Annotated in this window: 7 protein-coding genes and 2 pseudogenes; 4 read left to right on the top strand and 5 right to left on the bottom strand. The window is 70.0% G+C overall.

The window, feature by feature from the left end; translation table 11 throughout:
* Positions 1-109: 109 nt before the first annotated feature.
* From ACZ3UD_RS08345 to ACZ3UD_RS08330, 4 genes are all read right to left on the bottom strand, one after another.
* A complete protein-coding gene (locus ACZ3UD_RS08345) occupies positions 110-1,315 on the bottom strand; it encodes an MAB_1171c family putative transporter (RefSeq protein ID WP_465583825.1) in 1,206 nt (401 codons plus the stop codon).
* Complete coding sequence (locus tag ACZ3UD_RS08340; RefSeq protein WP_465583822.1) at positions 1,302-1,811, bottom strand: hypothetical protein; 510 nt, start codon at positions 1,809-1,811, stop codon at positions 1,302-1,304. Before ACZ3UD_RS08340 ends, ACZ3UD_RS08345 begins: the two co-directional genes overlap by 14 nt.
* A 119-nt stretch (positions 1,812-1,930) precedes the next feature.
* Positions 1,931-2,452, bottom strand: a complete 522-nt coding sequence (locus ACZ3UD_RS08335; RefSeq protein WP_465583819.1) for a hypothetical protein — start codon at positions 2,450-2,452, stop codon at positions 1,931-1,933.
* A 67-nt stretch (positions 2,453-2,519) separates the two neighbouring features.
* The gene (locus ACZ3UD_RS08330; RefSeq protein WP_465584367.1) at positions 2,520-2,729 is read right to left on the bottom strand and encodes a hypothetical protein; all 210 of its coding nucleotides are present in this window, start codon (positions 2,727-2,729) and stop codon (positions 2,520-2,522) included.
* 24 nt (positions 2,730-2,753) lie between these two features.
* On the opposite strand from ACZ3UD_RS08330, the pseudogene ACZ3UD_RS08325 reads away from it, so the two are divergent.
* Together ACZ3UD_RS08325 and ACZ3UD_RS08320 are read left to right on the top strand one after the other, a co-directional pair.
* A pseudogene (locus ACZ3UD_RS08325) lies at positions 2,754-3,293 on the top strand (recombinase family protein); the annotation flags it as partial.
* Positions 3,294-3,420: 127 nt separating this feature from the next.
* Positions 3,421-3,537, top strand: a pseudogene (locus ACZ3UD_RS08320) (transcriptional regulator); the annotation flags it as partial.
* Between the two features lie 94 nt (positions 3,538-3,631).
* On the opposite strand, the gene ACZ3UD_RS08315 reads toward ACZ3UD_RS08320, so the two are convergent.
* Positions 3,632-5,092: an NCS2 family permease gene (locus tag ACZ3UD_RS08315; RefSeq protein WP_465583816.1), complete on the bottom strand. Its 1,461-nt coding sequence runs from the start codon at positions 5,090-5,092 to the stop codon at positions 3,632-3,634.
* A gap of 186 nt (positions 5,093-5,278) precedes the next feature.
* Between ACZ3UD_RS08315 and ACZ3UD_RS08310 the strand changes: the two genes are divergently transcribed.
* A complete protein-coding gene (locus ACZ3UD_RS08310; RefSeq protein WP_465583813.1) occupies positions 5,279-5,617 on the top strand; it encodes a DUF2530 domain-containing protein in 339 nt (112 codons plus the stop codon).
* Between the two features lie 51 nt (positions 5,618-5,668).
* Positions 5,669-8,125 (top strand): HAD-IC family P-type ATPase, encoded by a 2,457-nt coding sequence (locus ACZ3UD_RS08305; RefSeq protein ID WP_465583810.1) that lies wholly within the window; start codon positions 5,669-5,671, stop codon positions 8,123-8,125.
* The last annotated feature ends 8 nt before the right edge of the window (positions 8,126-8,133 follow it).

The raw sequence follows: 8,133 nt of genomic DNA, 5'->3' as shown, positions 1-8,133 counted from the left end.
GGAAACGTCGGAATCTGGCGCCCCTCCACCGGCCAGTTCCACCTCCGCAACGACGACGGCACCCTCACCATCCTCGACTGGGGACAGCCCAGGTAACCGGGCCGTACGGTCAACCGACGCGGTCCTCGCCCGACGCCTCCGCCGCATGAGCGCCGGGCGAGGACTTCAGATGCTCGGCTGCGGCATCCACCTCCGGGGTGCCGACCTTCGCAGCGACTTCGGCGAACCACGCGATTTCCGCATCCAGATCCACGCCATCCGCCCCCAGTCGACACGACTCGCTGAACTCAGCTTCGCTTCCCGAGAGTTCGGCCTCGACGGCGTACGTCAGCAGCGCCGCCTCCACGGCCACGGCCAGCCGCTCGCCGGACAGCCCCACGACGCGCAGCTGCTCCTCGGCGGCAGTTGCATGGGCAGGGCCGAGATGACGCTCCAGGGCGAGCATGCTGTCCCTGATCTCGATCACCTGTCGATAGAGTCGCAACCGGGGATTGTTCCGCCGCACTTCGTCGGGAAGCGGCAGCACCACCTCCGGTGTCGCCCTCTGGAGCAGCTGCCAGAGGGGCCCGAGCCGCCGGACCTGCCGCGCGGCAGCGGTCTTCTCCCGGCGCTCCGCCAGTGAGGGCCAGATCACCGCCACAGCGAACAGCAGCATGGTGAACGCCAGCAGGACCTGCGTCGTACCCGCCACGGCTGCCGGCTCGCCGACCTTCCAGCCTACCTGTCGCGTCGTCAGAAAATAGGCGCGGTGCGCCAAGTACACCACGCCGGTCACGGATGAGGCCCTCATGAGCCATAGCGAGGTGCGCACCGGTCCGGGTGCTGCGTGCCGACCGTGGACCCAGCACAGGACGGCCGAGGCGGTGAGACCGATCGCCGTGTCGGCGGTGAGCACCATCCAGTACAGATAGCCGGCCCATGATCGGTTGCTGTACGTCAGAAGGTCGACGTCGCCGTCCGGCCGCGGCATCGCGGCGAAGGCAATGGTGAGAGCGATTGCGGCGGTCACGAGCACCGCGAGATTGAGTCTCGAAGTCCGGTCCTGCGAACCCGTCATCGCTCTGACGAACTCCAGCATGAGCGCGATGGCGGCCAGCCCGGAAAGGTGCACCAACAGATTGGTGCCGCTGGCGACCCCGGTCACGGCATCGATCGCCCGGCGGACCCCCGGGACACCGACCGTCATCGACACCGTCCAGCTGGCCCACACACCCCACAGGAGCCGGGTGCGCCGTGGCGCATCCCGCAGCTTTCGCAGACTCCACAACGTGGGGATCCAGACCACCGGCAGGAGCGCCAGATCAATCGGCCGCATCGGTGTGCTCCCACTCATAGGCGTCTGAGAAAGTCGCCATCACCAGGCTGAGTGTGTCCGCGCTCTCGCGCGATGCCCGTGGCAGAGCGGCCGGCGTGGTCGCGAAGTACTGCCACATCAGCGAGGCGAGCAGCTCGGTCTCCTGCTCCTGACTGGTCGTCGCCCGAGTGCGCCCCCGTGTCAGCAGCCGGGCGGCCATCGCCGGGTCCAGGTCCGGGAAGAGCCGCCGCAGCCATTCGTCGTCGGGCTCGCCGTTCTGGTGATGGTCGAGCAGGATGTGCGCGAGCTCATGGAGGATGATGTGAGTCTGGTGCGCCGGGCTGGTCCCGCTCGCGTAGTAGACGTGGTCCACATCGGCGAGCGCGATCCACACCCCGCAGACCCCCGAACGGTCGATGTCCCGCCCTGACAGCGGAATCAGCCGCAGGGACCGCCCACGGTGCCGGGCCACTGCTTCGGCCAGGCTCTTGATCGTGAAAGGTCTCGGAACGTCCAACTGTCCGATCAGCTCGTGACAGCGCGCACTGAACCTCCGCCACTCCCTTTGCTCCACACACGCCCCCGTATTCGAACCCCCGCCGCGTGAACCGCCAGCCACGCGTGCCCCAGCGGAGTCTAGACGGACGGTAGTTCGTACGGGGAGTCCGGCGCTTCCGCCTGCGAAGCCGGCCTGGGTGGCTCCTTCTCGATCAGCCCGCTGCGCTCGATCAACGACCGAACGGTGTCCACACCGTGCGTCGACATGGTCGCCACGGCTGCTGCCCGCAGTGCCACCGACCGGACGTCATTGGCCCGCATCGCGGCGATCAGCGCGAGCTGCGCGGCCACCCGGTCGGCCACCTCGTCATCAATGAAGTACGCCTGTGGGACGCCGAAGAAGTCGCCCAGTGCTCGTAGTGTGCCGACCGTGGGGTTGCCCGCCCTGCCTTTGACCAGCGCCCACAGGCGCCCGGTCGAGAGCGTCGGGTCCCCTGGTTTGGCCGCCGCCCGAATGCCGTCCACCACCTCGTTCAGGGTGTAGCGTCGGCCGAACGGCTGCACGTACGTGAACAGATACTCGAGCCGCTGCCCGAGCCGCTCCGCTTCAGGGTCGTGCCTGTTCTCCTCTTCCGCCACTGCCACCTCCCGCTCGCTCATCCGTGCCTCGTCCCTTCGCGCGCCCGGCAATGACCACCGTATTGTCGACTGTCCCGAGCGCCCTACGCTACGGCCGCGCTCCCGGGTGGCGGATGCCGGCCGCCCTGGCGCTTGCCGGTGCCCGCCCGAACGCCGACGGCCGTGGGGTCGTGCGGCACCAGAGCAGGCCGAAGGCCGGCATCAGGTAGTAGAAGGCGAACACCGCCGCCACCGCGTACAGCGGGGCCGGCACGCCGCGGCCGCGGCCGGCGGCCACGCGCAGGATGCAGAAAGCCACCACCTTCTTGGGTAGTACCTAGGCATGGCCGCATTCTCACCGCGCCGCTTCGGGGGGCGCACAGAGCTGGACATCGATCCTGACCAAGCTGGTTTGGATCGTGTCCGCCCGCGAGTCGGAAGACTCCGAGGCGCCGGCGAACAGGTCGCCAACCAGATGGAGGACCTTCGTGCAGAGGTGGCCGGCATCGGCGGCCGGGTGAAGCGCGAGGAGTTGGAGAACGACACTTCGGCCTTCAAGGGGAAGCGCATCCGTCTGCCCGACGGCACCTTCGTCTACCGGGTCATCCGCCCCAAGTGGGACTCGATCATCGCCGAGCTTCGGCGGAGCGAGGCGAACGCGCTGGCCCTGTCCAACATCGACCGGGGCATGCGCGACCCCCGAGACCTCGAAGACTTGATCGACTTGGTCGAGCGCCACGGCGTCTTCGTCGTCTCGGTGACCGGCTTCCTCGACCTCACCACAGACGCGGGCATCGCCATGGCCCGCAACGAGGTGAACCAGCGCAACCTTGAGTCCCGGAACACCTCTCGCCGGATCTCCAACGGCGAGCGCAAAGCCGCCCTGAAGGGACGGCACTCCGGCGGCGCGAACCGCCCGTACGGCTGGGAAGAGGACAAGAAGACGCTCCGGCCGTCCGAGCACAAGAACAGCGTGACCTGGCGGCGGCTGACCACAGTGGCCCCGGTAGCAGTCGTCCCGCGCCGTCGAGGCGGTTCAGAACCTCCAGCGCCAGATGGTGCCGTTCGGCCGCCATGCCCTCGTGGCCGACTTCAACGACCGCGCCTGGGAACTGCTCTCAGCCTGAGCAAACCCAGAACCAACCGAGCCCTCTCCCGCCATGGGAGAGGGCTCGATTGTTGCGGCGGGAATCCCCGCCAACGACTGCGGCGCGGATCCGGTCAGAGCAGACCGAGCGCGGGCATCAGGTAGTAGAAGGTGAAGACACCAGCCACCGCGTACATCGCAACCGGCACTTCACGTCCCCGACCAGCGGCAACGCGGAGGACGCAGAAGGTGATGAACCCGATACCCAAGCCGTTGGTGATCGAGTAGGTGAACGGCATCATCACGATGGTCAGGAAGGCCGGGATCGCGATGGTGTAGTCGGCCCAGTCGATCTCCTTGACGGAGTTCGCCAGGATCAGGAAGCCGACCGTGACCAGCGCCGGGGTGGCGGCCTGGGCCGGGACCATGGTGGCCAGCGGGGTGAGGAAGAGCGCCACCATGAAGAGCAGGCCGGTGACGATCGAGGCGAAGCCGGTCCGGGCGCCCTCGCCGACGCCGGCGGTGGACTCGACGAAGCAGGTGTTGGCGGAGGCGGAGGTGGCGCCCCCGGCCGCGGTGGCGATGCCGTCGACCATCAGGACCTTGTTGATGCCCGGCAGGTCGCCGTTCCGGTCCAGCAGGTGGGCCTCGTCGGCGACGCCGAGGATGGTGCCCATCGCGTCGAAGAAGCAGGACATCAGCACGGTGAAGACGAACAGCACGCCGGTCAGCACGCCGACCTTGGAGAAGCCGCCGAACAGGCTGACCTTGCCGACCAGGCCGAAGTCCGGGGCGGCCACCGGGTTGCCCGGCCAGGTCGGGACGGTGAGGCCCCACTTGAGCGCCGGGACGTCGACCACCTTGTCGATCACCACGGCGAGCACGGTGGAGCTCGCGATGCTGATCAGGATCGCGCCGGGCACCTTGCGGATCACCAGGATCAGGGTGAGCACCAGGCCGAAGACGAAGACCAGCACCGGCCAGCCGAGCAGGTGGCCGTTGCCGCCGAGCTGCAGCGGGACGGTGGTGTGGGCGACGTCCGGGATGCGGGTGACGAAGCCGGAGTCGACCAGGCCGACCAGGCTGATGAACAGGCCGATGCCGATCGCGATGGCCTTGCGCAGGCCGAGCGGGACGGCGTTCATGACCCGCTCGCGCAGACCGGTGGCGACCAGCAGCATGATCGCGAAGCCGGCCAGCACCACCATGCCCATGGCGTCCGGCCAGGTCATCTTGGGCGCGAGCTGCAGCGCCACGATGGTGTTGACGCCGAGGCCGGCCGCCAGGCCGATCGGCACGTTGCCGATCACGCCCATCAGCAGGGTGGTGAGACCCGCGGTGAGGGCGGTGGCGGTGACCAGCTGGGCGCTGTCCAGGTGGGCCCCGGTCATGTCCGTGGCGCTGGCCAGGATGATCGGGTTCAGCACCAGGATGTACGCCATGGTGAAGAAGGTGGCGACACCGCCGCGGATCTCGCGCGGCAGGGTGGAGCCGCGCTCGCTGATCCGGAAGTAGCGGTCCAGTGCACCCGTGGGGGGCTGGGGTGCGACGTCGGCGGGCTCGGGCGACTCGGTGGTCGGCTGGACCACTGGCATGGCTGGGCGTCCTCTGTGGGGGAGCTGAGGAGGGGGGACCGCCCGTGGCGACGGTGGCCGGGCGTGGACCTTCAAGTATGGTTTCCGGATCGCACACGCGCTATCTTCGCGCGTAGAGCCCGCAGGGAGTCCCGGAGCGCCCCCAGGGGCCCCGCCGGGCCCGCACCGCACCGTACGCTAGGCCCCATGCCCAAGACGCCGCCGCACCCCTCACCCCCTCCGCTGGAGGCCAACGACGTCGCCATCGTCGGCGGCGGCACGGTGCTGTGGTTCGTCGCCTTCCTCGCCCTGCTCCCCTTCCAGGGCACCCTCTCCGACCACAAGCACGGCAGCTGGCCCTGGATCTGCCTCTCCGGCGGCCTGCTCGGCCTGATCGGCCTCTGGTACTGCCGCGCCCGGCGGGACGCGATCGCCCGCAGCCGCGCCGCCGAGGCCGCCCTGCGCGAGGCCGACGGCGACGGCACCGGCAGCGGCACCGGCGGCGGCACCGGCGACGACATGGGCCCGGCCGCCCAGACGGACTAATAGTCCCTTAGTAACACGCATCGGACATAAGGCGCCCGTAGAGTCGGTGCCATGACGCAGCCTGCCCAACCCCCGGAAGAGCAGCCGGCCGACGGAGACCGCCGCGACGGCGCGCACCCCCTCGGGCTGCTGCCCGGGCGGCGCGGCGGACTGACCACCGCCGAGGTGGCCGAACGCGTCGCGAACGGCCAGGTCAACGACGTCCCGGTGCGGTCCAGCCGGTCCGCCAAGGAGATCGTCCGGGCCAACGTCTTCACCCGGTTCAACGCGATCATCGGCATCATGTTCGGGATCATCCTGATCGTCGGACCGATCCAGGACGGCCTGTTCGGCCTGGTCATCGTGGCCAACACGGCGATCGGCATCCTCCAGGAACTGCGCGCCAAGAAGACCCTGGACAGCCTGGCGCTGATCGGCGAGGCCCGCCCCCAGGTCCGCCGGGACGGCACCGTCCAGCAGATCACCGTCTCCGAGATCGTCCTCGACGACACCGTGCTGCTCGGCATCGGCGACAAGGTGATCGTGGACGGCGACGTCACCGAGGCGGACGGCCTGGAGATCGACGAGTCGCTGCTCACCGGCGAACCCGACCCGGTCCTCAAGCAGCCCGGCGATCCCGTGATGTCCGGCAGCTTCGTGGTGGCCGGCGCGGGCGCCTTCACCGCCACCAAGGTCGGCCGCGAGGCCTACGCGGCCCAGCTGGCCGAGGAGGCCAGCAAGTTCACCCTGGTGAGGTCGGAGCTGCGCAGCGGCATCAACAGCATCCTGCGGTTCATCACCTACCTGCTGATCCCCACCGCGCTCGGCCTGATCATCAGCCAGCTGGCCGTCGAGGACCGGGACTGGCGCGAGGCCGTCCGGCGGATGGTGGCCGGCATCGTGCCGATGGTCCCCGAGGGCCTGGTGCTGCTGACCTCGGTGGCCTTCGCGATCGGCGTGATCCGGCTCGGCCGCAAGCAGTGCCTGGTCCAGGAGCTCCCGGCGATCGAGGGCCTGGCCCGGGTGGACACCGTCTGCCTGGACAAGACCGGCACCCTCACCGAGGGCGGCATGGACGTGATCGACCTGCGGGTAATCTCCGACGGCGACCCCGCCCCGGTCGAGCCGGACACCATCGAGCACGCGCTCGCCGTGATGGCCGGCGCCGACGCCCGCCCCAACCCGTCCATACAGGCCGTGATCGACGCGTACGGGCGCGGCGACGGCGCGGGCCCGGGTGGCAACGGCTGGCGGGTGATCGAGGCGATGCCGTTCTCCTCCGCCCGCAAGTGGAGCGGCGTCCAGCTGCTGGAGCCGCAGGGCGGCGAGGCCAGCTGGCTACTCGGCGCCCCCGACGTGCTGCTGCCCGCCGGGCACCCGGCGCTCGCCGAGGTGGACGAACTGGGCGCCCAGGGCCTGCGGGTGCTGCTGCTCGGCCGTACGCCCGTCCCGCTGGACTCCCCCGACCCGGCGGCCGGCCTCACCCCGCTCGCCCTGGTGGTGCTCCAGCAGCGGCTGCGCGCGGACGCCGCCGACACCCTGCGCTACTTCGAGAGCCAGAACGTCCGGGCCAAGGTGATCTCCGGGGACGCGGCGGTCTCGGTCGGCGCGGTGGCCGGCCACCTCGGCCTGCCCGGCGCGGACCGCCCAATGGACGCCCGCACCCTGCCGGACGACCCCGAGCAGCTCGCCGAGACGGCCGACCGGACCAGCGTCTTCGGCCGGGTCACCCCGCAGCAGAAGCGTCGGCTGGTCGGAGCGCTGCAGTCCCGCGGCCACACCGTGGCGATGACCGGCGACGGCGTCAACGACGTGCTCGCGCTCAAGGACGCCGACATCGGCGTGGCGATGGGCACCGGCTCGGACGCCACCAAGGCGGTCGCCCAGATCGTGCTGCTCAACGACTCCTTCGCGACCATGCCCTCGGTGGTCGCCGAGGGCCGCCGGGTGATCGGCAACATCGAGCGGGTGGCCGGGCTGTTCCTGGTGAAGACGGTCTACTCGGTGCTGCTGGCGCTGCTGGTGATCTTCGCCCACTCGCCGTACCCGTTCCTGCCCCGGCACTCCACCGTGCTGTCCACCCTCACCATCGGCGTGCCGGCGTTCTTCCTGGCCCTGGCCCCCAACAACGAGCGGGCCCGCACCGGCTTCGTGAAGCGCGTCCTGCGCCTGGCGATCCCCGGCGGCGTCATCGCCGGCACCGGCACCTTCGTCGCCTACGCGCTGGCCCGCGCCGACCACGCGACCGACCTCAAGGCCGACACCAGCGTGGCCACCCTGACGCTCTTCCTGATCGCCATCTGGGTGCTCGCCATCGTCGCCCGCCCGTACAACTGGTGGCGGCTGCTGCTGATCGCCACCATGGGCGGCGCGTTCGCCCTGGTCCTGCTGATCCCGACGCTGTCCGACTTCTTCCAGCTTTCCCTGGTCGGCGGGCGCGACCCGTGGACGGGCGTCGGCATCGCGCTGATCTGCGGCGTGGCGCTGGAGTCCGCCTGGCGCTGGATGAAGCGCCGCGGCATGGAATGACCGACCCC

It is taken from the genome of Kitasatospora sp. NPDC023118, assembly GCF_055560875.1.
The sequence above is the reverse complement of the archived record's forward strand: the minus strand, read 5'-3'. Positions and strand labels throughout refer to the sequence as shown.